This window comes from Stenotrophomonas sp. AC248, assembly GCF_979258185.1.
Genome location: NZ_OZ409840.1, coordinates 681,920 through 703,019, shown reverse-complemented (window position 1 = coordinate 703,019; position 21,100 = coordinate 681,920). Strand labels below are relative to the sequence as shown.

Sequence of the window (21,100 nt, the reverse complement as noted above, 5' to 3'; positions counted from 1 at the left end):
CCCGGCTCACAACTTCAGGTCGAGCAACCCATCGCCCAGATCCCCGTCAGACAACGTCTGCTGGATCAACGCGCGATGTGCCTGCTCGCTCCACAATTCAAATTTGTCGCCCATGCCGAGCAGAACCGCCTTCTTTTCAATGCCAACGGCACCGCGGTGGCTGGCAGGAATACTGATGCGGCCGTTGCCGTCCAGCTCCAGATGCGCGGCCGAACCGACCAGCTTCTGTTGCAGCAGACGCACGACGCGCTGTGTGTTGGGTTTGGCCATGACGTCGTCGCGGACCCGTTCCCACTCGGTTTCGGCATACAGCCACAGGCAGCCGGACTCGAAGGGGTTGTAGGTCAGGACCAGGCGGTTGTTGCTCACACGCGCGACAAGGTCACGATGCGCGGTGGGAACCGCCATGCGTCCTTTATCGTCAACCGTGATGGCCGTCTCGCCCTGAAACACGACGCGTGCACCTTTCCTTCGCCCGGATGAAACATTGAACCACGAAAAACCACAAAAAACCCGGTTTTGCCTCTGTTGCCCACCTTAGCAGTGCCGATTGGGTTGTCAACAACTTTGCGAGCGGGAAATCACTTTGAACATCAAGGGCTTGCAGCAATGTTTAGAGACTTGTTCAAGGCTTATCCACAAGTTGCTGTTTCGTCTCATTTTTTGAGATTGGGGCGAAGTTCAGGCCTGTGTAGAGGGCGTGAAACATAGGCGCGTATTCATGCCAAGGCCCGTCGCCATTGACCCTGCCTTGCGCAAACCCGGCACAATGCCGGCCATGTGCCTGCTTGCCCTTGCCTGGAAGACCCACCCCCGCTGGCAGCTGCTGATGGCCGGCAACCGCGACGAGTTCCACGCCCGCCCCACCGCCGCGCTGGCGGCCTGGCCGGCGCCCGACCACGGGCTGCTGGCCGGACGCGACCTGCGCTCGGGCGGCACCTGGGCCGGGGTCGGACCCGGCGGCCGCATGGCGGTGGTGACCAACGTGCGCGACCCGCTGGCCCGCCAGACCGGCCCCTCCCGCGGCGCACTGGTGGCCGACTACCTGCGTGACACCGCCCCGGCCGCCCACTTCGCCGATGCGCTGGCCGCCCGCGCCGCCACCTTCGCCCCGTTCAACCTGCTGTTGGCCGACCGCGACAGCTGCCAGTTCCTGGGCAACCACCCGGCGGGCCGGCAGGCGTTGGCGCCCGGCGTACACGGCATGTCCAACGGGCCGCTGGATGCGCCGTGGCCCAAGACCGCGCGCTTGAACGCCGCCGTGCAGGGCTGGATCGCCAGCGGCAGCGACGACCTGGCCCCACTGTGGGCGGCGCTGGCCGATGAAACCCGGGCCGACGACAGCGCCCTGCCCGACACCGGCATCGGCCTGGAGCGCGAGCGCTGGCTGAGCGCGGCATTCATCCGCAGCCCCGAATACGGCACCCGCGCCAGCACGCTGATCGCGTTGGATGCCAACGGCGAGGGCTTCATCCACGAGCGCCGGTTCGGGCCGGACGGCAGCTGCATTGGCGAGACGCGGCTGGCGGCAAGGGCGCAGATCGGCGCACTTTGACGTTGCCAAGCCGATCTTCAGGGACCGGGCATTGCGGCACTTCAGCCACAAGCAAGGGTGTTCACGAAAGTTTAACGCCGCTGCGACAGAAGGCATTCCCGACCCCTCGGTCCCGATGGAGCCGGTTCTGTGAAGGATGCCGGCCCGACTCCGCCTCCAGGGCGCCTTGACCCGACGCGCTGCGTGCCGAGGATGGCGGGGCGGCGCCGTTGCCGCGTCTCCACTCGGTACGGAGCTTCCATGCGACGACGCATCCTCCTTCTTCTGATCAGCCACCTGGTTGTGCTTGGCGTGGGCTTCGGCCTGGGCGTGTACTTCCTGCCGATCCTGACCGCACCGGACGATCCGCCGGCTCAGCAGGTACAGGCCGCGATGGAGCAGGCCCGCTACCACGCCAGCCTCCACCGCGACCAGAAGGGCAGCGATGCGCTGCATTGGGCCGATGGCGCGCTGAGCGTGAGCGCCACCCAGGTCGCCTTCACCGGCAAGATCGCCCCGGGGCCCGACTACAAGGTGTACCTGACCCGCGAGTTCGTCGACACCAAGGCCGGCTTTGAACGGATCAAGGCCGATGCGGTGCGGATCGGCGAAGTGAAGACCTTCAACCGCTTCCTGGTCGAGGTGCCACCGGGCGTGGATGTCGAGGAATTCACCACCGTGGTGGTGTGGTGCGAGCGCTTCGCGCAGTTCATCTCGGCCGGGCAATACCGAGCGCCGGGGTGATCGCCCGCCCTCCGCACGCCGGGATGTGGGACAATGCGCGCGGCGGAGTCGGCCAGACAGTCGCGTCATCCCTTGCGGATGCCGAGGAAAGTCCGGGCTCCATAGGGCAAGGTGCCAGGTAACGCCTGGGCGGCGCAAGCCGACGGAAAGTGCAACAGAAAGATACCGCCTACGTTTCCTTCGGGAAGCCGGTAAGGGTGAAATGGTGCGGTAAGAGCGCACCGCGAGTCTGGCAACAGACCGGCACGGCAAACCCCACCTGGAGCAAGACCAAATAGGGACCTAATGGCGTGGCCCGCGTCGGGTCCGGGTAGGTTGCTTGAGCGCTGCGGTGACGTAGCGCCTAGAGGAATGACTGTCCACGACAAAACCCGGCTTATCGGCCGGCTCCGCCCTTTCATTGCATTTTGCAATGAAGCCCCACGGTTTGCGGCGCAAACCGTGGGCCCCGGGCGCCACCAGCATCCAATTCCCCGCGGCTGTCGCCGCGCCCCCTTTACTAAAGGGGGCTGTGCCTCCAGACGGTTGGCGTGGGGCGGCATTCAATCTGCACGCGCGGTAGAGCCACCCCATGGGTGGCTGCCTTACGTTTTGGCACCGCGTGCAGCCACCCGTGGGGTGGCTCTACCTTTTCCGGCAGCACGTGCAGCCACCCATGGGGTGGCTCCACCCGCCCACGTGGGGCGATCAACTGCCGTACAACGCCTTTCTGGGGGCACCGGTTATCTCGGCGGCGAGCTTGGCTGCGGTCGACGGCGGGAGGTGTTCGCTGAGTTTGGCGTACATGCGGCGGCCGGCGGCCAGCTGGGCCTGCTCGTCGTCGGCGGCGCCCTGGACCATCACCACGAACTCGCCCTTGCGCTGGTTGTCGTCGGCTTCCACCTGCTGCAGCAGCGAAGCCAAGGTGCCGTCGAGTACGGTTTCAAACAGCTTGGTCAGTTCGCGCGCCAGCACCGCCGGGCGCTCGGCGCCGAAGGTGGCGACCATGTCGGCCAGCGATTCGGTGATGCGGTGCGAGGATTCGTAGAACACCAGCGTGCGGGTTTCCGCGGCCAGGCCCTGCAGGCGCTCGCGGCGGCCCGAGCCCTTGGCCGGCAGGAAGCCTTCAAAGGTGAAACGGTCGCTGGGCAGGCCAGCCACGCTCAACGCGGCAATGGCCGCGCAGGCGCCCGGCACCGGGCTGACCCGGATGCCCGCCTCGCGGGCGGCGCGCACCAGGCGGTAGCCCGGGTCACTCACCAGCGGGGTGCCCGCGTCGCTCACCAGCGCCAGCGATTCGCCGGCCTGCAGGCGGGCCACGATGCGCTGCGCCAACGCTTCTTCATTGTGGTCGTGCAGGGCCACCAGCGGTTGCTGGATGCCGAAGTGGGCCAGCAACTGGCCGCTGCGGCGGGTGTCTTCGGCGCAGATCGCCGCCACCGAGCGCAGCACGTCCTGCGCCCGCGGTGTCAGGTCGGCCAGGTTGCCGATCGGGGTGGCAACGACATACAGCGTGGGGACAGCACTCATCGCAACGGCACTCGTGGGTCAAGGGTAGAATCGTACCGTTCCCCGGCCACGGCCGCTGCCCCCATCGAATGGACCTGATCATGAACAAGCCCGTCGCACGGATCTCCGCCCTGTCGTTGTCGCTGCTGCTGCTTGCCGGCTGCGCCACGACGAGCCTGACCAGCGCGCCCGAATCGCCGGCGCAGGCCCAGGCGTTGGCATTGATCGATCAAGGCAAACCGCGCGATGCTGCCGTGCAGCTGGAAGCGCTGGCCAACACGCTCAAGGGCGCCGCCCGCGCCGCCGCACTGGCCGACGCCGCGTTCGCCTGGCACGAAGCCGGCGACGCCGCCCGCGCACGCACCCTGCTGGCACAGATCACCCCGCGCCAGCTCAACGGTGCCAGCCTGCAGCGCTACCACCTCACCAGCGCCGAACTGGCGCTGGCCGACAAGCAGCCGGCGCAGGCCCTGGCGCTGCTGAAGGAATCGGCCGACAACGTCGCCCCGCAGTTGCGCACCCGCTGGCAGCTGGCCCGCGCCAACGCGCTGCAGGCCACCGGCGACCTGTTCGGTGCCGCGCAGGAGCGCGCCCGCGCGCATGCCGCGCTCACCGGCCAGGCCCGCATCGACAACCAGCAGGCCATCGCCAGCGTGCTGGGCACGCTCGACGACGCCACCCTGCGCGCCCGCGCCGCCGCGCTGCCGGCCAACGAGCCGCTGTACAACTTCGCCGGCCGCGCCCTGATCGCGCGTGGCCTGCCGCTGCCGCGTCCGTTCGATCGCGAACAGGCCCTGCAATTCGACACCAGCAAGCGCCCGCCCGCCATGAGCGATGGCTACCGCCCGCCGGTGAAGATGGCCGTGCTGCTGCCGCTCAGCGGTCGCCTGGCCACGGCTGCGCAGCCGGTGCGCGACGGCCTGCTCAGTGGCTACTACGGTGAAAGCCGCCGCCGCCCGGACATCCAGTTCATCGATACCGCCGGCACTGCCGCCGGTGCCGTGGCGGCCTACGACAAGGCGGTCAATGCCGGGGTCGATTTCGTGGTCGGCCCGCTGGGCCGCGACGAAGTGGACGCGGTGTTCGGCCGCGCCCAGTTGCCGGTGCCGGTGCTGGCGCTGAACCGTGGCAAGAGCAGCCCGCCGGCCGGCAGCGCCGGTTTCTCGCTGGCCCCGGAAGACGACGGCATCATCGCCGCCGAATACCTGCGTGGCCGCGAGCGCAGCAAGGTGCTGGTGGTGCACAGCAATGACGACAACGGCCGCCGTGCCGCCGCCGCGTTCCGCGAGCGCTTCGCCCAGCGTGGCGGCCAGGTGGTGGCCAGCATCGGCGTGGGCGAGACCGTGGGCAACATCGACGCGCAGATCCGCAATGCCGGCGCCGTCGATGGCGTGCTGCTGGCGGTGAAGGCCCCGCAGGCGCGCGCGCTGGCCCCGCAGCTGGCACTGGCCGGCGCCGGTGGCGCCACCCGCGTGGGCACCTCGCAGCTCACCGTGGGCGCCGGCAAGGCCGAAGAAGACATGGCCCTGGACGGCATCGTGTACCCCAACGAAGCGTGGAACGTGCGTGGCGTGCCGGGCCTGCCGTCGGCCAGCACCGCCGGGCAGATCCTGCCCACCGCGCGTGGCGCGGCCGGCCGCCTGTTCGCGTTCGGCTTCGATGCGTGGAAGATCAGCGCCTACCTGGACAAGATGGCCAACGAAGGCGGCCTGCCCGGCGCCACCGGCACGCTGTTCCTGGACAGCAACGGCAACGTGCTGCGCGTGCCGGCCTGGTCGACCTTCAGCGGCGGCCGGCCGATGCCGATCGCCAGCGCCAACTAAGCCCCATGCCAACCGCGCGGGCACAGCGGGGCGCGGCGGTGGAAGCTGCCGCGCAGGCTTACCTGTGCAATGCCGGGTTGCAGCCGATCAGCGCCAACGCGCGCTATCGCGGCGGTGAACTGGACTTGGTCATGCGCGACGGCGACACCACGGTGTTCGTGGAAGTGCGCTACCGCGCGAGTGCCGGGTTTGGCGGCGGCGCGGCATCGGTGGACCTGCGCAAACGGCGCAAGCTGGTGCTGGCCGCGCAGCTGTTTCTGTCGTCTCACCCGGCCCTGGCGACGCGGCCTTGCCGGTTCGATGTGATCGATGCCTGGGGGGAACCGCCGCAGTTGAACTGGCTGCGCGATGCATTCCGGCTGGAGGATTGCTGATGGATCGGTGGGATGTGGATGATTCCGGCATGGCGTGCAGCCGGGCAGAGCCCGGCTCTACGCGGCGGTGGGGTGACTCCGGCATTGCCTTGCGCCGGCCAGCGGCCGGGGGCGTGGCGCATGCCTAGTGTGTTCACGCATGCGGCAATTCCGTTGGCGCTGTGGTGTGCGTCCGATCGCGGGCGCATCTCTGCGCCGTTGCTGGCCGCCGGCGTGGTCGCGGCGATGCTGCCCGACGCCGATGTGCTGGCCTTCGCGCTGCACATTCCCTATGCCGACAGCTTCGGCCACCGTGGGGCCAGTCATTCGATCGTGTTTGCCGCGGTGCTGGCCGTGCTCGCTGCCCTGCTGCATACGCGCCTGCGCGCCAGTGCAGTGCAGGCCGCCGCGTTCGTTGGCATCAGTGCGCTGTCGCACCCGCTGCTGGACGCGTTCACCTCCGGCGGGCTGGGTGTTGCCCTGTGGTGGCCATGGAGTGGCGAGCGGTTGTTCGCGCCGTGGCGCCCGATCCGTGTGTCGCCGTTCGCCGGGCAGTTCTTCAGCGCGCGCGGGCTGGCCACTGTTGTGTCTGAACTGCGTTGGGTGTGGTTGCCGCTGGCCGCCGCCGTGATCGGCTGGAGGCTGATCCAACGCGCCCCTGTGAATTCCCGGAACGCCTGATGTCGACCACCGCCGCCCTGCCCACTGCCTTCCTGTCCACCGTGCATGCCCTGCTGGGCGACGACGGCTGGCGCACCGATGACGCGGCGCTGGCCGCCCACGCGCAGGACAACTCCTGGCGCAGCCAGCTGCCGCTCGGCGTGGCGTTCCCGCGTGACCGCGAGCAGGTGGTGGCGCTGGTCCGCGCCTGCCGCACGCACCATGTGGCCGTGGTGGCGCGCGGCGCGGGCACCGGCACCACCGGCGCGGCGGTGCCGGTCAACGGCAGCATCGTGCTGTCGTTCGCGCGCATGGCGCGCATCCTCGACATCCAGCCCGGCAACCGCTGCGCGGTGGTCGAACCGGGTGTGCTCAACGGCGACCTGCAGCAGGCGCTGATGCCGCACGGCCTGTTCTGGGCACCGGACCCGTCCAGCGCCGACATCTGCAGCATCGGCGGCAACCTGGCGTGCAATGCCGGTGGCCCGCGCGCGGTGAAGTACGGCACCAGCCGCGACAACGTGCTCGGGCTGGTGGCGGTGACCGGCGCAGGCGACCTCATCCACTGCGGCGGCGCCTACACCAAGGACGCCACCGGCTACGACCTTACCCACCTGCTGGTGGGCAGCGAAGGCACGCTGGCGCTGATCGTGGAAGCCACGCTGAAGCTCACCCCGCTGCCGGTCGCCCAGGCCGGGCTGCGCGTGTTGTATCGCGATGCCGATGCGGCCGCGGCGGCAGTGTCACGGCTGATGGCGCAACCGGTGGTACCCACGCGGCTGGAATTCATGGACGCGCGCAGCCTGGCGCTGCTGCGTCGCAATGGCGCGGACGTGCCCGAGGCCGGCGCGATGCTGCTGGTGGAAGCCGACGGCGACCACGACACCCTGCCCTACCTGCTGCAGGCATTGGCCACCGCCGCCGAGGGTGACGGCCTGTTGGCTCTGGACGTGGCCATGGAAGGGGCCGCACGCGAGAAACTGTGGGCCGCGCGCAAGGCGCTGTCGCCTGCGCTGCGCAGCATCGCCCCGGGCAAGATCAATGAAGACGTGGTGGTGCCGGTGTCGCGCATTCCCGACCTGGTGGCCGGCGTGCAGGCGTTGGCGCGCGACTACACACTGACCATCGTCACCTTCGGCCATGCCGGCAACGGCAACCTGCACGTCAACATTCTGTACCACCCCGACGACGCCGACGAAAACGCACGCGCGCATGCCGCGCTGCCGAAGATTTTTGAACTGACCTTGGCGCTCGGCGGCACCTTGTCCGGTGAGCACGGCATCGGGTTGGCCAAGCGTGATTTCATGGCCCAGGCCTTTTCACCGGCCACGCTGGCGGCGATGCGGGCGATCAAGCACGCGCTGGATCCCGATGGCATCCTCAATCCGGGCAAGGTGCTGCCGCCCGCATAAGGACCTGCGTTGATGTGGGCGATGAATCCCGCGCTGCGCGCGGCACACCCAGTTGTGCGACGCGTGCTGCGCTCAGGGGTTGGCGTCGAACACCACGGTCATGTCACCAGACCAGTGTGAGCCGGGCGTCCGCAGCATTTCCGTCACCGCCTCACGTTCGGCGGTGAAGCGCAGCGTCGAACGCCGCTGCATCAGGTAACCGTCCGGGGTGAAGCGCGGTGCTTGTGCATCGTTCGACGACAGCGCGGTGAACTGCGCCGGACGGCCGTCGCGGAGGTTGGTCATGCCGGGCAGCGTCACGTCGACATCCACCGGCACCACCACGTCATCCGCGTGGTTGCGGATGCCACAGCCGGTGCCCGCCGGATGCTCGCACAGCAGCTTCATGCTGAAGTCCATCGAGGTCGTCAGATGGAAGGGCAGTTCCTGCCGCAGTCGTACCGGTGCCTTGCCGTGATCGATCCAGGCGGACCAGCCTCCTGCCGGTGCAAGCTGCACGCGGGGAGACTCGCTGGGGAAGCGGACCTGGAAGTCGTGAATCACGTCGAAGACAAAGTTCATCCGGACCATCTGCACGCCGGTGATGTTGTCGCCCAGGTCGATGTCCGCTTCTGCACCACCGGTCGTCCAGCTTTCCTGGGCCATGTAGCGACCGTCCTGAAGCGTCGTCGCATTGGGAAGTGTGACCTGGATACCGAGCCCCACGTTCCGATAAAAGTAGGTGCGATCAGCTCTTGGATGGATGCTGTAGCACTCCGTGGGACTCGATGGCGTACGGACGCTCCAACCGCCATTCGACCAGCCAACCCCGCCCGCCCCTCTGATAGCCGTACAGCCACCGCTGATGCCGTAGTACCACGGGTCCACGCCACGGTTGAAGCTGATGCTCAATGAGATGGCAACGAAACTGATGGTCGCCTCGAAGGTGTGCCCAGTGGTGGCCTCCTGCAGGGTGATGGTTCGCGGCGGTGGGAAACGGACATAGGTGGTGTCACGCCGTGACGCATCGTCCCCGGGACCGGATTTCTGCCAATACTCCCTGTTGCCGAGATCGAAGATGTAGGCCCCACTCGCGTCACATTGGGCGGGCCGCCAGGTGCAGAACGCACCGCGTGGTGTCGTGTTTCGAAAATCGGTATTGCCAGGATCCAGCGCGCTGGGTCTGAACTCGCCTGTGACGGTAACGTCCACCACCTGAGCGGCAGCAGGCAGAGCCATCAGCGTGGTCAGCACCACGAGCCATCGAATGCGAATGCTCATCTTTTCAACCTGCCTGATTCGTCGGGACAACGGACTACTTCACGACCACCGATGGCGGGCAGCCGATGCCACCTACCATCAGCACATCTCCCTCGCGGGGATGTTGCCCTTCTTCCATGGTCAGCACGCAGCTGACCAGACTCGGGTAACGCAGCTCCACCACCGGCGCGCGCGCACTCAGTTCCAGGGTGAAGAAGCCGTCTTCCTGGCTGACGCTGCGCCCGGCATGGTTGATCACCTGCACGCCGCGTACGCCGTTGCCATCGGCATCCAGCACCTGGCCCATCACGGTGAAGGTGCGCAGCACATCCATCGTGGTGTACATGACCCCGCCCTTGTTGAGGTGATAGCTGAACGTGGCCGGCTGCAGGGTGGCTGCCGGCGCATGGCGGCCCTCGAAATCGAACTGGATATGGCCGGCCCGATAGGCGGTGGCGGGGACGAAATTGCGGCCCGGCCGCAGCACGACGCTGCCACCGCGATGGTCATCGGCGCGGAGTGCGACATCCGGGTAGTCGCTGCGCACATCAACGATGACGCCGGTATCCATGCCACCGCTGCGGCCCTGGCCGAGCACCGCCGCGTGTCCTGCGCCCAGCACCAGCGTACTGTCGAGGTTGGCAGTACCGCTGAACCTGCCGCTGTCGGCGGCACGATACATCTGCACGTCGCCCTCCAGCAGCGGGCTCTGCAGATACGCGCCGGCACCGGCGCCGATGCCACCGCGCTCGGCGCTGACGGTACCGTTCACGCTCTGCAGCAGCGCTCCATCCACGCGTTGCGTGGCCGCCGCAGTCACGTAGGTGTCGCGTTGGCCGCCTTCGCCGGTGCGGCTGCCCAGGCTTCCGCTGTAGCTGCGGCGCTCACTGCCCAAGGACACGCTGAGGGTCAGATCGATCCCGCGCTGCCGACGATACTGGGTGTACCGGTTGCCGGGGCGATCATAGGCCGAGACCCGCCAGTTGGCGTCGTGCTTGCCGAACAGGGTGTCACGGCGACCGTACGACACGTCGATGCCGGTGCCGCGGGTGAATCCCGAACTGCGCGCCACACGCAGGCTGGCGTTGTCACGGTGGCTGAAACGGTGGGTGATGGAGACGGCCGATGTGTCCTGCCAGCCGCCTTGGGTCTCCCAACGCGGCGCGGCACCGGCGCCAGGCACTACCCGCTGCCGTTGTTCGGCCCAGCTGCGCGCGTGGTTGGCGACCACCGATCCGCCGCGATAGCGGTACAGCGCCTGCAGATCGACGCCGCGCCCGGCATCGCCGGAGGTGTAGAAGTTGGTGTACGTACTGAAGCGGTCGCTGGCCTGCCAGTCCATCGACAGACCCGTGGCATGGCGCTGGCCGATCTGCTGCACGGTGGCACCGGCCACCGCGCGCGGATGCAGCAGGTAGTTGACAACGGCGCCCGCGGCGATCTTTCCTTCCTGGCTTGCGCGGCCACTGTCAAGCAGGCCGCGCTGCTGGCCGGCGAACGCGCTGTAGCGCCAGCGTCGCGTTGGATCGCGCCAGCGGCTGGGCTTGTGGATGGAGGCGGTTTCGCGTGACACCTCGCGGCCGTCTTCAAGCACGCGCAGTTCCACGTTGTAGATGCCGCCGGGCAGGCGTCGTGTATCGACTTCCTGGATACCCGGGGTGACCGCCTGGGTGGACAGCAGGTTGCCGTCGCGAAGGATCTCCACCACGCCTTCGCGGCTGGCGGTGACATATACCGGGTAGGCGCTGGCGCTGCGGGTGTCGGCCAGCAGCACATCCGATGAACCCAGCATCAGGCCCAGTGCCGTGTCGTTCTGCGTGCCGGGCGCGCGCGGCTGGCGGATGATGCCCTCGAAAGTGGGCAGGAAATAGCCGGCACGCACGAAGTGGTCACCCAGTTCGCGCTGTGCGTACAGCGCGCTCAGGTAGTGCTCGGTGCGATCCGGCTGCGCGTAGTACTGGTAGCTGCCTACCGTGCTCCAGTGGCCGATACTGCCATTCAGTTCGGCGCTGTAGCGTGCACTGGTCGGTTGGTCCTCGCCGGCGTACACGGCCAGGCTGTTGCGCACGATCAGGCCGTGGCTGCCGTGCGCAGGCAATGCAACATGGCGGGCGTCCTGCTGTGTCCCCGCCGGGGTCAGCAGGGTAAGCAATGAGTTGGCCAGGCTGTAGTGCAGTGCGGACAGTCCGCGGCAGTGTGGGCTGCATACGCCCAGCGCCATCGGCTCGGACAGCTGCTCGGCCCAGCGTGCACGTTCGGTCTGTGGCCAGGGGCTGTCATGGCTTTCGCCAAAGCCGATCAGCTGCATGCGGTTGTCTTCATGCAGCAGCACCTCGGCATCGCCGAGGTACTGCCCGTCGAGCTCCACCCGCACGGTCAGCGGGTTGCCGAACAGGTGGTCGCGGAACTCCGCCGGCATGCGCTCGCGCTGTTCCAGAAGGCTGGGCAGCTCACCCAGCGCCAGGCCCGCGGCCTGCGAGGACGCGGCAACGACCACGGCACCGATGGCGACGGTCAATCGAGCCAGGGGCAAGCGTACGCGATGGAGGCTGGGAAACACGGTGTTTACTCCGGCCTCCCTGCCGCATCCGTGGATGCGGCAGGGAGCACCTGCAGGGCTCACGGATCGGCGATATCGCTTTCGAAGATCATGTGGAACTGGCCGCCATAGCTGCCCTGCTTGTAGCCGTCGGTCGGCACCGTCGGGGCGATGGCAAAGGCCAGCGACCTGCCAGCGGCGGCCTGCTGCGCGTTGGCAACGGTGATCCTGGCGACGGCCGTGGCCGGCACGACCACGTTGTCCAGCTTCACCACCAGGTCCACGACATCGGCAGCCGAGGCCATCTGCGCCGGGGCCGAGAGGTAGGCGGTGATGGCGGCCGACGACTTGACGTTGATGACACGGCCGGTCAGTTCACCCAGCTCCTGGCGCGCGGTATTCCACGGCAGGTTCTGCGGCAGGCCTTCCCAGCCGTCCGGCGTGGACACCTGCAGACCGGCGGTGTTGGGAACGTCGGCCGTGACGTTCACGGTGATCGACTTGGTTTCGATGGCGGCGTGGCTGAGCGCCGGGGCCAGCAGCGCCGCTGCGGCAGCGGCCAGCGCATAGGTTTTCAAGGACATGGTGTTGCTCCAGGAAGAGTGGATGGATACGAAATGCCAGGACACGGGCACAGCAACCCCGGCGGGTGCCTGGCGGACCCGGTGGGGCATGAACAAGGGGAGGAACGGAACGATCAGCGGCGCGAATCGATACTGCGCTGGCTGTCGCCCTCCTTCAGGTCATAGCGGAGGAACTGGCTGTCGTCGCGCTGCAGCGCGTAGGAGCGCCCGGGGCGGACGTGGACGATGATGCCGGGTGTGCAGGTGTCCGGGCTGGCACTCTCGCACTGGCGAAGGTTGTCCAGCACCACGGTGGCGTTGCCGTGGTTGTACACGCGGTCATCCTGCACGCGGGTGTCGTAGGTGGCGTGTTCCGGTGCGATGAACAGGATCGTGCCGTAGCCGGTGAACATGCGAATGGACGCGCTCAGTTCCGCTGCTTCGCGCGCCTGTTCTTCGCTGAGCGAAAACTCCTCGGCGCTGGGTGCCACCGGGATGAAGCGCAAACGGTAGTAGCGTTCCTGGTCGCGTGCACCGCGATACACCAGGCGCGTGGCCTGTTGGCCGTTGCCGGCAATGATCAGGCGGCTGGGGCTGGCGATGACACCGTGCGCGGCAGGGTCGTTGCGTACCAGCGCCGCACCGTCCACCGGTGTTTCACTGGCCTTTCCGTCCGCATCGAAGTGCATCTGGGTCACTTCCACGCGCACGTAGGCGGTTGCGTCACCGGTATTGCGGATGCGCTTGAGCAGGTTGCTGTGGGTGGGTTCCAGGTAGTCGAACAGCACACCGACATTGATCTTGGGCGTTCGTGCATGGGCTGTGCTGGCGACAATGGCCAGTAGAAGAAAACAGAGGACGCGTTGCATGGCGAGCCCGTGGGGAGGCGAGTGGCTATTTCATAGGAAGTTCCCATCGCCATCCATGCAAGATGTTGCAAATGTCGTCGTGCTGGCCAGCCCGCAGGATGTTGCTGAGACCCACCGGCGCAGCCCGGGCGATGACAACGCGCGATTTCCGTCCTGCCTCTTCTATCGATAATCCGCTGTCAGTACCGCCTCGCCAATGATCGTCCCGGGATGCAGGGGCGCGGCGGTGCGCCTGTAGCGCGCGGTGAATGGAACGTCCTGGCTGCCCTTGCTGGACCAGCCGTGCTGCCAACGCTGTCCGAACTGCACCGGGTTGCCTGCACGCAGCATTTCCAGCTGCACGCCCCCTGCATCGGAGGCCGCCGCAGGCGTCAGCAGACTGCCAACGTTGCCGGCGTCATTGGCATCGGTCAGCACCATCTCCACGCCCACGTTTGCGCTCGGGCAGGTCATGGCCATTGCCACCGCCTTTTCCCCGGCCGTACTGCCCGGTGTCGCCAGCTGATCGGCGGACACCGGATCCAGCGATTGCGAACTGTCGGCCAGCGTACAGGTGAGCGTGGGCACGTTGATCTCCAGCCGCACATGGTGCTGGATGCTCTGCGATGGGTCGCTCTCGTCCCAGGAGGTGGCCGTGCCCAGCGACGTCATCGGGATGCTTTCCATGGCACCCCCGCGGAAGAACAACATGACGCCATAGCTGACGACGACCGGCTCGCTGATCGCTGAGACAATGCCCGGGTTGCGATGGTGCTGCCCTGGGACCACCGCGTCCTGGCTGGCGCGGTGGCCATTGACCAACGTCTGCACCGAGTGCACGAATCCGATGAGAGGTGAACGGGGGCCGAGGCTGTAGACGCTGTAGGTCCGGCCGTCATCCGCAGCGATCTCGCGTTCATAGGTCAACCCGGTGAACGTCACGTCGGTCAGGAATGCGTTCTGGCCCGCGCTGCACATGAAGCCATCCATCACCTCACCATTGGCTTGAAGGGCGAACCGTCGGTTGGGCAGGTCCAGGTTGGGCATGGTCACGCTGATGACCAGGTCCTGGTCGCCGGGATTCAGTCGCACACAGCCGGCATGCGCCGCCGATGCAGCGGCCAGCGCAAACAGGGTCCATGAACAACGCCACAGAATCGACAGGGGAAAATCAGGTGAACGCTGCATGCTGCCGGCCTCTACTTTGCGTGCCGCAACGGCACAATGGAAGACACCCGCAGCGAACGGCCAACACCGCGCCAGCGTCTCACGTCGGGGGCCATGCGCGCACGCCATCAGGCGTGCGCGCATGGTCCCCTGGTGCAGACGATAGAGCACGGCTGCGCGAGCGCCCATGCAACTTGTTGCGTATGCAGCTTCGCCGAGGCATCGCGCCAGCTGGCAGCGCTACCCGTAATCGGCAGTCAACACGGTCTGACCCTTGATGATGCCCGGCACCAGCGCATCGGACGTGTGCAGATAGCGTGCGGTGAACTCATGCAGCAAGGTGCCACCGGTGGGCGAATCGAACTGCCACGACTGGCCGAACTGCACTTCCCGGCCTTCGCGCAGCAATTGCACACGCACGCCCTGGGCATCTGAATCGGCCGTCGGCGAGAGCTCGCTGCCGGTGTTGGACGCGTCGTTGGCATCGGTCAGGGCCATCTTGGCGCGTGGCGGATCGGCAGCGCACACCATGCGCAGCGCAACGCCCTTTTCCTTGGCCGTATCCCCTGGGGGGAACAGCTCGGCCACCTGCACATCATCCGGAGACTGGGACGCGTCTTCCAGCGGACAGGTGGTCGCGGGGAATGTCAGCTTGAACTGTACGGCGACGCGGCCGTTGAGGAACGGACACTTCGGCACCTCGAAATGCATGGTGCCGCCCCCAGTTCAAACGTGCGCAGGCGGCCGCCCCGGGTGAAGAACAGCACCCGGGCATTGAACTGATGGGCACCCCTGGGCGTAAACATGATCGAGGTCGGCACGCTCTCACCCAGCTTCAACGGTACCAGGGAGTCGGGCCTGAACGGCAAGGCCTGCTGGTAGGCGAACGCAATCAGCGCCGAGTCGGGTGCGGATAGGTAGGCGGGCACGCAGGCGCGCATTTCCACCAGCGACTACATGGCCAACAGCGCGGCCGCCGCCGACAACCCAAGCGGCCACCGCCTGCCCGCACGCCTGTGGACCACGGCGCTCACTGGTAATCCGCCGTCACCACGATTTCCGTGGACACAGCACCGGCTTCCGGCACGGCAGCGGTGGGCAGGTAGTACGCCGCGCGCAGGTCGTAGCGCGCGGTGGTACCGGTCACCGGCACTTCGATGCCGGTGTCGCCGTCCTTGAGGTAGTTGCTGCCCGTGGTGCCCGACAGCAGCGAAATCGACACCCCGCTTGCAGGGTCGGTGGCTTCGGTGTTCTTCCAGCGCGTGGCATCGCCATCGGCCGGGGTTCCGGCGAAGGACAGCACCGCCTTGGTGACGCCCACGCAGCCGTTGAACTCCAGCGCGCCGGACTTGATCTGGCTGTCCGCACCCGGGGTCAGGTCGCTGGCCTTGACCGGGTCCAGGGCGATCGGCGCGGCGGTGAGCGTGCAGGTGCCGGGCAGCACCCGGCCGCTGATGGTGAGGGTGGCGGCCAACGCGGCCGGTGCGCTGGCCAACAGGGCGGCGCAGAGAGTGGCGCGCAGGGCAATGGGGGGAATGGCAGTCATGGAGCAGCTCCTGGGGGGATGAAGGAAGAAAGCGGATGTCAGGGAACGGGCGGTGCATCGGCGCCGCCGAGCGCAGCCTGCAGGCCCGGGCTGGGCACCGGCAGCGGCGTGCAGATCGCCTGGCTCCAGGACAGGCCGTAGGCATCGGGTGCATCCGGCGTGGTGTATTCCAGGCGGCAGCGCTGCGCGCCGTCGGGGTCGACAATCAAGGCGCCCTGCGCCGGCGCGCCCCGCAACTGGATGACGCCGCCCTGCCCGACCGCACCGAATGCGCGGCCGGCTTCATCTTCGACGCGGGCGGCGAACGGTAGGGGCTGGCCCAGGGCATCGGTAGCATCGATGAACAACGTGCGCTCGCGCGTGGCATTGAAGGCCACCCGCACGATGCTGCGGCGGTGGGCGCAACCCGCTGCGAGGTCTGCAGCAGTTCCACGTCCAACGGCAGCCCGGACGGGTCCAGATCGATCTGGTTCCAGCGGTAGGGGCTGACGTGCGGCAGCAGCGCATAACCGTTGCGCGCCACGCGGGTGGCGTTGCCGTAGCCCACCTTCGCTCCGTGCGCACCGTCTGCCTGGATCAATGCAAAGCCGTCGCCAACGGGCGCGCCCAGGTTCACGCCGCCCGCATGCAGCACCAGACTGCCGGCTGCACCCAGTGCAAGCGCACTGTAGTTGCCGGAGCGGCTGTAACCGGCATTGAAGTTGCCCAGGCCCCCCTGGTAGGCGGCATACGCACTGGAACTGGACTGGCCGGTACTGGCATCGCTGGCCGACACGCTGTAGCTCAGCGCCCGGGTTTCCCCCAGCATGCCGTTCACGCCCAGCTGGGCCTGCTGGCCGCTGCCACCGTGGCTGACCAGGCTGCTCAGGCGCGGCGCGCTCGGACTGCGGCCCAGCGGCACGCTCACGCTGACCGCGTAACGGGTGTCCTGGCGGCCGTTGCCCAGCTGGTAGCGCAGTGCCGAGAGACCGTAGTTGGCGCGGCGCCATGAACTCTGGAAGCGCAGCTGGAAATCGTTCTGACGGTCGGCGCTGTCCCAATAGCTCACATGGCCGCCACTGAGCGACAGCGTGCTGCGCTCGCCCAGCCGCTGCGAGAAGTTCACCTGGTAGCGCTGACGCGCGCGGCGGCCATAGCCCCAGTCGTCGCTGCGCGCGTCGGCGAAGTCGGTCAGGGTCAGGTAGCCCTGGGTGCTGTAGCGGTGCGCGGCCAGGCCGAAGTTGGTGCCGGTGGCGGCCACATAGCGCTGGAAGTTGACGCGCAGGCTGTTACCGGTGACCTGCGCGCCCTGGCTCAGACGCGCACGCGAATGGGTGAGATCGACACCGAACGCACCGATCGGCGTGTTCACCGCCCCGCCCAGCAATGCGGCCTGGAAGCCGTCGCTGGCCTGCACGCCGCCCAGCGCGGTGAACCGGTTGCTGAGGCCGCGCACATAGGTGCCTTCGGCAAAGCGCAGGTCTTCACCGCCGCGACGCGACGCACGCAGCGCACCCGCGGTGGCGCTGAAGCGGCTGGCACCGGGGCGCAGGGCCTGCGGTACCGCCGAGAAGCTGACCTTGAAGCGCTGCTCGCGGCCATCGGTTTCGGTCACGGTCACCTCCAGGTCACCGCCAAAGTTGGTCGGGTACAGGTCCTCGATCGAGAAGGGACCCGGTGCCACCGTTACTTCATGGATGACAGTGCCGTTCTGGCGGATGGTGACCACCGCGTTTCCCTCGGCGATGCCCTGCACCACCGGTGCGAAGCCGCGCAGCGAATCGGGCAGCATGCGGTCATCGGTGGCCACGCGCACGCCACTGAAGGCCACGCTTTCGAACAGTTCGCCGCCGGTGCTGCTCTGGCCCAACAGCAACTGGCTGTTCCATGCGGGCAGGTCGCGCTGCAGGTGGCTGCTGATCACCTCGTGCTGCGCGCCGTACGTGCCCTGACTGAAGAACGCGCGATGGCGCAGGCGCCATGCACCGAGGTTCAGCCCGGCATGGATGCTGGCCGAGGTGGAGTTCTGCGCAGTGCTGCGGTTGTGGTTGAGGCTGTAGTCGAAAAAGGCGGCCGTGATGCCATGGTCGCGCAGCCCGGGGGCCACGTAGCCACGCGCCGTGGCTGCCTGCGCCGCCTGCGGAATGCTGACAAGCAACTGCAGTGCGCCACTGTCGAAACTGACCGTGGCACCGTCCACCAGCGCCGGCACATCCACGCAGGCGGCCGGGTCGTCGCCGAGCGCGGCCAGGTAGGCATCCTTGAGCCCCAACTGGCGCACCAGCGTCACCGGCAGGCAAGGCACGGCGCCCAGTGATGCCGGCGCTGCCACGAAGGTGATGTCGCGGTTCTCGCGGAATTCCCCGTTGACCACCAGCTCCAGGGGATACACGCCGGGCGCCAACGGGTTCCCCTGCACGTAGCGTTGCATGTCGATGGTTTCCCCACCGATCAGGAAGCCCTCACTGAACTGGAGCCCCTCTGAATCCGCTGCACGGGCGCAGAAACTCACCACCATGCCAAGTGCCGCAGCGACGGCGAGCGTCAGACGGTTTGGGGAAGGACACGGAAGAGAGAGCAGAGACTTCGAGCATGGATGCATGACGGCGGCACTTCGATGACGGTCGAGATCGACATCGCCCTGTGTATGAGGCCCGCAGCGTAGACCCGCATCTGCCGCCGTCCCATGCAATTAGTTGCAATGGTCTATGCATCAACCCGCATAAAACAGACATTGCCTATTCCGCCTACGTCCCGCCGAGGTAGCAGGGTTGAACGCGTCCACGACGTGTACCCGTCGCGGTGTCGTCTTGAGCAGCTACGCGGCGACACATGGGTACTACCAATCGTTTACAACTTATTGCATGGCCGCAACGAATACCGAGGTAGAGAATGCGCCTGAAATCCCCGCAACCAGAGCATTCAATATGTCGAACAAACTAAGTGTAGCGATCCTCTCCCTGCTGGCCGCCGCAGTCGCGCCATCGGCCATGGCCGAAAATCTGGAGATCACCGGTGAGCTGATGACGTCAACCTGTGCAGTGCAGTCCACCGGCGGCACCATCACCGTGGCCATGGGCAAAGTTGACCTGAAGTCGGTCAATGCCAATACCCGCGCTGGCCAGAAGAATTTCAGCATCGGCCTGGACTGCTCCGGTTCGGGTGCCGAGCAGGAAGTGGGCGTGCGCTTTGGCGGCACTCCGCACGGCAGCACCGGCAACCTGGGCCTGACCGCCACGTCCACCGCCGACAACGTCGGGGTTGCCCTGTATGACGCAAGCGGCAATCACCAGAAGATCGGTGAGGACCCCACCCAATGGGTGATCATTCCGGCCGATGGCAGCGGCCAGCTCGATTACAGCGCTTGGTACGCCTCGCCCGGCCAGGACGCGATCGCAGGGACGGCCAATGCCTCCGGCGACTTCGTGGTGCTCTACAAGTAACCATCGCGCAATGCCCTCGTGCCGGCGCCTATCGCGCCGGCATGGGCGTTCCTTTCAAGCAGATGAGCAATGAACATGCGCACTACATCGCGGGCAGCCGCTCTGGTGGCACTGCTGCTGAGCAGCCATTCCGCACTGGCAGCCGTGACCCTGCAGGGCACCCGCATCGTGCACGACGCCGGTAAAGGACGCGACGTCACGGTAAAGGCCAGCAATATCGGCGACCAGCCCGCCATGGTGCAGGTCTGGATCGACGCGGGCGACAGCCATGCACGCCCTGAAGACGTGCGCACGCCGTTCCGGCTGACCCCGGCCGATCCCCGCCTGCTGCGGGCTCACCAGGGCCAGGCCTATCGTGTTACCTATGCACCGCGCCCGTCGGAGCCGGCACTGCCGACCGACCGCGAATCGGTGTTCTATTTCAACCTGCTGGACATTCCGCCCAAGCCGACCGACGCGGCAGACAAGAACCTGCTGCAGTTCGCGGTGCGCACGCGGGTGAAGCTGTTCCACCGCCCCGCCGGGTTGCCGGGCAACGCACGTGACGCCGCTGCTGCGCTGGTATGGACGCACGCCGACAACGCGCTGGACGTACGTAATCCCAGTGCGTACCACGTAACGCTGAGCACGCTGACGTTGGCCGACGGACGCAAGGTGGACGTGGATATGATCGCCCCGGGCCAGCAGGTGCGCTATGCGCTGCCGGCCGGTGCGGCGATGCCGGCGAAGGTAACGTTTCAGTGGCTGGATGATTACGGCACCCCGCGCGACCAACAGGCCACGGTAGGCGCCCCGTAACACCGCGCATTGCGCGCCGTAGAGCCGGGCTCTGCCCGGCTGCGCTGGAACATCCGCAGACAGCAGCCGGGCAGAGCCCGGCGCTACGATGACGAACAAAGCAGTGAGGAGCCGGGCATTACCCTGCTCCTTTCTTTATTACCAGCGCACGCGCATGCCCAACTGACCCCCAACGTTGCGGTAATCGTAAGCACCCCGCTGCACGCTCATGCCGCCCCAGGCCGACCAGCGCTGGCCCAGCGTCAGCTCCGCACCCGCCTGCACTTCGTAGCGGTCACGCGGCACGTCGGCACCCAGCGTTTCGCCGTTGAAATCCAACGTACTGGCCCGCATGCCGCGCAGCAAGTTCACCGCCATATACGGCCGCACGATGTTGCCGGCACGCATGTCATGGCCAAACACGCGTACACCCAGGCGGCCGCTGACGCCGCTGCTGTCTGCGTTGTCGATGCGCGTGCCATTGCGCTCCACATACCGGTCCACGCGATGGTGCACGCGATGGTCCACGTGCGACAGTTGCAACTGCGGCTGCACGTAGAGTGCGGCATTCGGTCCCTGCCACACGTTGAAGGAATAGCCGCCTTCAACGGACGTGTTCAGCACGCGGGCGTCGTACTGCTCGCGCGGCAGGTCCACGCCGTTCACGCGGTTGTCGAAGCGGCCGCGCTGCACGCTGGCATTCAGATAGGCACCTTCCACATGGCCCGGCCGTTGCAGACAGGTGGCGTACGCGCCGATGGCAGTGCCGCGCACGCGGCCCTTTGCGGTGTAGCCGGTCAGCGTGGACACCACGGTGTTATCGGCGCGCCCACTGCCGAGCGTCAGCCCCACCGTTGCGCCGTTGCGCTGCCACACGTCGCTGCCTACCTGCAGAGGCGTTGCCGTCCAGCACCGAGACCGCCTGGCGGAGCTCGCCATCGGTGCTGATGCGTGAACCCGACACCTCCAGCTGCGCATCGTTCAT

At 67.2% G+C, this 21,100-nt stretch carries 20 protein-coding genes and 1 other RNA gene; 9 read left to right on the top strand and 12 right to left on the bottom strand.

The window, feature by feature from the left end; genetic code table 11:
* Positions 1-6 precede the first annotated feature (6 nt).
* Positions 7-453, bottom strand: a complete 447-nt coding sequence (locus ACZ0AE_RS03115; RefSeq protein ID WP_038690512.1) for a division/cell wall cluster transcriptional repressor MraZ — start codon at positions 451-453, stop codon at positions 7-9.
* Between the two features lie 325 nt (positions 454-778).
* On the opposite strand from ACZ0AE_RS03115, the gene ACZ0AE_RS03110 reads away from it, so the two are divergent.
* From ACZ0AE_RS03110 to rnpB, 3 genes are all read left to right on the top strand, one after another.
* Complete coding sequence (locus ACZ0AE_RS03110) at positions 779-1,555, top strand: NRDE family protein (protein WP_463600370.1); 777 nt, start codon at positions 779-781, stop codon at positions 1,553-1,555.
* Between the two features lie 240 nt (positions 1,556-1,795).
* A complete protein-coding gene (locus tag ACZ0AE_RS03105; RefSeq protein ID WP_463600369.1) occupies positions 1,796-2,278 on the top strand; it encodes a DM13 domain-containing protein in 483 nt (160 codons plus the stop codon).
* Positions 2,279-2,322: 44 nt separating this feature from the next.
* Positions 2,323-2,673, top strand: an RNA gene (gene rnpB, locus ACZ0AE_RS03100) — RNase P RNA component class A.
* Positions 2,674-2,965: 292 nt separating this feature from the next.
* On the opposite strand, the gene rsmI is transcribed toward rnpB, so the two are convergent.
* Positions 2,966-3,787, bottom strand: coding sequence for a 16S rRNA (cytidine(1402)-2'-O)-methyltransferase (gene rsmI / locus ACZ0AE_RS03095; protein WP_313246829.1), 822 nt, complete (start codon positions 3,785-3,787; stop codon positions 2,966-2,968).
* Between the two features lie 80 nt (positions 3,788-3,867).
* Between rsmI and ACZ0AE_RS03090 the strand changes: the two genes are divergently transcribed.
* The 4 genes from ACZ0AE_RS03090 to ACZ0AE_RS03075 all read left to right on the top strand — a co-directional run bounded on the left by ACZ0AE_RS03090 (position 3,868) and on the right by ACZ0AE_RS03075 (position 8,014).
* On the top strand, positions 3,868-5,589 hold the full coding sequence (locus ACZ0AE_RS03090; protein ID WP_463600368.1) for a penicillin-binding protein activator: 1,722 nt from the start codon (positions 3,868-3,870) through the stop codon (positions 5,587-5,589).
* A gap of 5 nt (positions 5,590-5,594) precedes the next feature.
* On the top strand, positions 5,595-5,963 hold the full coding sequence (locus ACZ0AE_RS03085) for a YraN family protein (protein WP_038690515.1): 369 nt from the start codon (positions 5,595-5,597) through the stop codon (positions 5,961-5,963).
* Positions 5,964-6,083: 120 nt separating this feature from the next.
* Entirely contained in the window at positions 6,084-6,623 is a 540-nt protein-coding gene (locus ACZ0AE_RS03080) for a metal-dependent hydrolase (protein WP_313246832.1), read from the top strand.
* Entirely contained in the window at positions 6,623-8,014 is a 1,392-nt protein-coding gene (locus ACZ0AE_RS03075; protein ID WP_463600367.1) for an FAD-binding oxidoreductase, read from the top strand. The genes ACZ0AE_RS03080 and ACZ0AE_RS03075 overlap by 1 nt, the downstream gene beginning before the upstream one ends.
* Positions 8,015-8,086: 72 nt before the next feature.
* On the opposite strand, the gene ACZ0AE_RS03070 is transcribed toward ACZ0AE_RS03075, so the two are convergent.
* The 9 genes from ACZ0AE_RS03070 to ACZ0AE_RS03030 all read right to left on the bottom strand — a co-directional run bounded on the left by ACZ0AE_RS03070 (position 8,087) and on the right by ACZ0AE_RS03030 (position 18,407).
* Complete coding sequence (locus ACZ0AE_RS03070; RefSeq protein WP_463600366.1) at positions 8,087-9,274, bottom strand: hypothetical protein; 1,188 nt, start codon at positions 9,272-9,274, stop codon at positions 8,087-8,089.
* 34 nt (positions 9,275-9,308) lie between these two features.
* The gene (locus ACZ0AE_RS03065) at positions 9,309-11,786 is read right to left on the bottom strand and encodes a TcfC E-set like domain-containing protein (RefSeq protein ID WP_463600365.1); all 2,478 of its coding nucleotides are present in this window, start codon (positions 11,784-11,786) and stop codon (positions 9,309-9,311) included.
* 86 nt (positions 11,787-11,872) lie between these two features.
* Entirely contained in the window at positions 11,873-12,376 is a 504-nt protein-coding gene (locus tag ACZ0AE_RS03060) for a CS1 type fimbrial major subunit (RefSeq protein WP_463600364.1), read from the bottom strand.
* Between the two features lie 113 nt (positions 12,377-12,489).
* Positions 12,490-13,224 carry a fimbrial biogenesis chaperone gene (locus ACZ0AE_RS03055; RefSeq protein ID WP_463600363.1) on the bottom strand — a complete coding sequence of 245 codons (735 nt, stop codon included), beginning with the start codon at positions 13,222-13,224 and terminating at the stop codon, positions 12,490-12,492.
* 162 nt (positions 13,225-13,386) lie between these two features.
* Positions 13,387-14,514, bottom strand: coding sequence for a fimbrial protein (locus tag ACZ0AE_RS03050; protein WP_463600362.1), 1,128 nt, complete (start codon positions 14,512-14,514; stop codon positions 13,387-13,389).
* A gap of 96 nt (positions 14,515-14,610) precedes the next feature.
* Positions 14,611-15,081 (bottom strand): fimbrial protein, encoded by a 471-nt coding sequence (locus ACZ0AE_RS03045; RefSeq protein WP_463600361.1) that lies wholly within the window; start codon positions 15,079-15,081, stop codon positions 14,611-14,613.
* A 319-nt stretch (positions 15,082-15,400) separates the two neighbouring features.
* A complete protein-coding gene (locus ACZ0AE_RS03040; protein ID WP_463600360.1) occupies positions 15,401-15,916 on the bottom strand; it encodes a fimbrial protein in 516 nt (171 codons plus the stop codon).
* A gap of 38 nt (positions 15,917-15,954) precedes the next feature.
* Positions 15,955-16,239 (bottom strand): FimD/PapC C-terminal domain-containing protein, encoded by a 285-nt coding sequence (locus ACZ0AE_RS03035; RefSeq protein ID WP_463602054.1) that lies wholly within the window; start codon positions 16,237-16,239, stop codon positions 15,955-15,957.
* Positions 16,122-18,407: a fimbria/pilus outer membrane usher protein gene (locus tag ACZ0AE_RS03030; protein ID WP_463600359.1), complete on the bottom strand. Its 2,286-nt coding sequence runs from the start codon at positions 18,405-18,407 to the stop codon at positions 16,122-16,124. Before ACZ0AE_RS03030 ends, ACZ0AE_RS03035 begins: the two co-directional genes overlap by 118 nt.
* Positions 18,408-18,822: 415 nt before the next feature.
* Here ACZ0AE_RS03030 and ACZ0AE_RS03025 point away from each other — a divergent pair, with 415 nt between their 5' ends.
* Both ACZ0AE_RS03025 and ACZ0AE_RS03020 read left to right on the top strand, forming a co-directional pair.
* Positions 18,823-19,338: a fimbrial protein gene (locus ACZ0AE_RS03025; protein WP_463602053.1), complete on the top strand. Its 516-nt coding sequence runs from the start codon at positions 18,823-18,825 to the stop codon at positions 19,336-19,338.
* A 69-nt stretch (positions 19,339-19,407) separates the two neighbouring features.
* Positions 19,408-20,136 (top strand): fimbrial biogenesis chaperone, encoded by a 729-nt coding sequence (locus tag ACZ0AE_RS03020; protein WP_463600358.1) that lies wholly within the window; start codon positions 19,408-19,410, stop codon positions 20,134-20,136.
* 138 nt (positions 20,137-20,274) lie between these two features.
* On the opposite strand, the gene ACZ0AE_RS03015 is transcribed toward ACZ0AE_RS03020, so the two are convergent.
* Positions 20,275-21,054 (bottom strand): autotransporter outer membrane beta-barrel domain-containing protein, encoded by a 780-nt coding sequence (locus ACZ0AE_RS03015; protein WP_463600357.1) that lies wholly within the window; start codon positions 21,052-21,054, stop codon positions 20,275-20,277.
* Positions 21,055-21,100 lie beyond the last annotated feature (46 nt).

Excerpts from the sequence above, each read along its gene's own strand:
- ACZ0AE_RS03075 (WP_463600367.1), top strand. The coding sequence starts at position 6,623 with ATGTCGACCACCGCCGCCCTGCCCACTGCCTTCCTGTCCACCGTGCAT.
- ACZ0AE_RS03085 (WP_038690515.1), top strand. The coding sequence starts at position 5,595 with ATGCCAACCGCGCGGGCACAGCGGGGCGCGGCGGTGGAAGCTGCCGCG.
- ACZ0AE_RS03105 (WP_463600369.1), top strand. The coding sequence starts at position 1,796 with ATGCGACGACGCATCCTCCTTCTTCTGATCAGCCACCTGGTTGTGCTT.
- ACZ0AE_RS03015 (WP_463600357.1), bottom strand. The coding sequence starts at position 21,054 with ATGGCGAGCTCCGCCAGGCGGTCTCGGTGCTGGACGGCAACGCCTCTG.
- ACZ0AE_RS03060 (WP_463600364.1), bottom strand. The coding sequence starts at position 12,376 with ATGTCCTTGAAAACCTATGCGCTGGCCGCTGCCGCAGCGGCGCTGCTG.
- ACZ0AE_RS03110 (WP_463600370.1), top strand. The coding sequence starts at position 779 with ATGTGCCTGCTTGCCCTTGCCTGGAAGACCCACCCCCGCTGGCAGCTG.
- ACZ0AE_RS03020 (WP_463600358.1), top strand. The coding sequence starts at position 19,408 with ATGAACATGCGCACTACATCGCGGGCAGCCGCTCTGGTGGCACTGCTG.
- ACZ0AE_RS03025 (WP_463602053.1), top strand. The coding sequence starts at position 18,823 with ATGTCGAACAAACTAAGTGTAGCGATCCTCTCCCTGCTGGCCGCCGCA.
- ACZ0AE_RS03080 (WP_313246832.1), top strand. The coding sequence starts at position 6,084 with ATGCCTAGTGTGTTCACGCATGCGGCAATTCCGTTGGCGCTGTGGTGT.
- rsmI (WP_313246829.1), bottom strand. The coding sequence starts at position 3,787 with ATGAGTGCTGTCCCCACGCTGTATGTCGTTGCCACCCCGATCGGCAAC.
- ACZ0AE_RS03040 (WP_463600360.1), bottom strand. The coding sequence starts at position 15,916 with ATGACTGCCATTCCCCCCATTGCCCTGCGCGCCACTCTCTGCGCCGCC.
- ACZ0AE_RS03045 (WP_463600361.1), bottom strand. The coding sequence starts at position 15,081 with ATGCATTTCGAGGTGCCGAAGTGTCCGTTCCTCAACGGCCGCGTCGCC.
- ACZ0AE_RS03055 (WP_463600363.1), bottom strand. The coding sequence starts at position 13,224 with ATGCAACGCGTCCTCTGTTTTCTTCTACTGGCCATTGTCGCCAGCACA.
- ACZ0AE_RS03090 (WP_463600368.1), top strand. The coding sequence starts at position 3,868 with ATGAACAAGCCCGTCGCACGGATCTCCGCCCTGTCGTTGTCGCTGCTG.
- ACZ0AE_RS03070 (WP_463600366.1), bottom strand. The coding sequence starts at position 9,274 with ATGAGCATTCGCATTCGATGGCTCGTGGTGCTGACCACGCTGATGGCT.
- ACZ0AE_RS03050 (WP_463600362.1), bottom strand. The coding sequence starts at position 14,514 with ATGCGCGCACGCCTGATGGCGTGCGCGCATGGCCCCCGACGTGAGACG.